This window comes from Rhizobacter sp. P3_B12, assembly GCF_056402895.1.
Map to the genome: position 1 here is coordinate 1 of NZ_JBFUGN010001136.1, position 1817 is coordinate 1817.

A 1817-nucleotide genomic window follows, 5' to 3' on the forward strand; every position below is an offset into this window, starting at 1 on the left:
GCGGGGTCGGCCAGGTCGTTGTCGGTCAGGAAGCGCCCGAACTCGTCGAGCCGTTTCCCGATCGACTGTCGCCACTGGCCCAGCTCGTCGACGCTGCTAGCAAAGGAAGTTGACATGGAGGTGCGGGCGCAGGAAAGAGGCGCGGCGCATATTCATGGTAGCGCAAGGCCGTCGGGCGCCCTCCCCTCGAAACATCTCGACACCCGCCACCCGCGCGAAGTGTCGATTCCTTGGGGATTGAGGCCTGGCCTTGGCGTTGACAGCTCAGCGTTGACAGTGCGGGCAGAAGAAGGTCGAGCGCTGGCCCTGCACGATGCGGCGGATCGGCGTGGCGCAGACGGTGCACGGCTCGCCCTCGCGGCCGTAGACGCCGGCGTGCTGCTGGAACGCGCCGGCCATGCCGTGGGCATCGCGGAAGTCGCGCAGCGTCGAGCCGCCCAGTGCGAGCGCGCGGGCCAGCGTCTCGCGCACCGCGACCGCCAGCCGCTCGGCGCGCGGGCGGCTCAGCCGGTCGCTGCGCAGCCGCGGGCTGATGCCGGCAGCGAACAGCGCCTCGCACGCATAGATGTTGCCGGCACCGACGACGATGTCGCCGCCGAGCAGCGCCTGCTTGATCGCGACGCGCCGCCGCTGCAGCGCCGCATGCAGGTAGGTGCCGGTGAAGGCCGGATCGAAGGGCTCGAGCCCGAGGCCGGCGATCAGCTTGCCGGCCGCCCCGCCGTCCAGCGCCTCGGACCACACCACCGCACCGAAGCGCCGCGGATCGGTCAGGCGCAGCGTGCCGCGCGTGGTGGCGAGGTCGAAGTGGTCGTGGGTGCCGGCCGGCCCGGGCGCGTCGCTGAAGGCAAGCGATCCCGACATGCCCAGGTGCATCAGCAGCCCGCCCGAGCCGGCCGCGCCGACATCGGCCGACAACGGCAGCCACAAATATTTACCTCGGCGGGTCGCGTCGCCGACGCGCTGTCMGACAAGTGCCGCCGGCTCGTGGCCGAGCGGCCAGCGCAACGGCTTGCCCAGGCGCACGGCGGTCACGCGGGCACCGGCAATGCGCTCGGCAAAGCTCTGTCGGGTGACCTCGACTTCCGGAAGTTCTGGCATGGAGGGAATTATCACGACGCGCCCGGGTCGGACCGGCTTCGGGGGCTTGCGCCCGACCTCCAGGGTCGTTCGCCAGACCCTAGAATCGTCCACGGTTTCAGGAGCATTGCATGCCGGCCCTTTCCCTCGTTCCCCACGCAGCGCGCACGGCGCTCGCGGTGGCCTGTGCGCTGGCACTGATGACCGGCGCCCAGGCCCACCTGCTGGCCCAGGCCGACGACGCGCTGCCCGCGCCGGCCTCCGACGCTGCCAGCGGCGTGCCGTCCGAGCCCTTCGAGAACTCGTCGATCGACGCGCCGCTCTTCTACCAACTGCTGATCGGCGAGATGGAGCTGCGCGCCGGCGAGGTCGGCACCGCCTACCAGGTGCTGCTCGACGCGGCCCGCAAGACGCGCGACCCCGAGCTGTTCCGCCGCGCCACCGAGGTCGCGCTGCAGGCGCGTGCCGGCGACCAGGCGCTGGCGGCCGCACAGGCCTGGCGCAGCGCGATCCCCGATTCGGTCGAATCCATGGGCTACCAGGTGCGGCTGCTGATCGCGCTGAACCGGCAGGCCGAGGCCGACGAGCCGATCCGCGCAATGCTCGCCGCGACACCGGTCGCCGAGCGTGGCGCGTTGATCGCCTCGCTGCCGCGGCTGTTTGCCCGCGCCCCCGACCCCACCCAGACCCCCACCCAGCTGCAGGCCTGGCTCGAACCGTCGCTCGCAGCCCCCGAGACG

Annotated in this window: 1 protein-coding gene and 1 pseudogene; one reads left to right on the forward strand and one right to left on the reverse strand. The window is 72.0% G+C overall.

The genetic code is table 11. The annotated features are described in order from the left end of the window. Nucleotides 1–264: 264 nt before the first annotated feature. On the reverse strand, nucleotides 265–1098 hold the full coding sequence (mutM, locus tag AC1D01_RS33000; protein ID WP_477873698.1) for a bifunctional DNA-formamidopyrimidine glycosylase/DNA-(apurinic or apyrimidinic site) lyase: 834 nt from the start codon (nucleotides 1096–1098) through the stop codon (nucleotides 265–267). A gap of 110 nt (nucleotides 1099–1208) precedes the next feature. Between mutM and AC1D01_RS33005 the strand changes: the two are divergent. Continuing rightward, nucleotides 1209–1817: pseudogene (locus AC1D01_RS33005) on the forward strand (tetratricopeptide repeat protein); the annotation flags it as partial.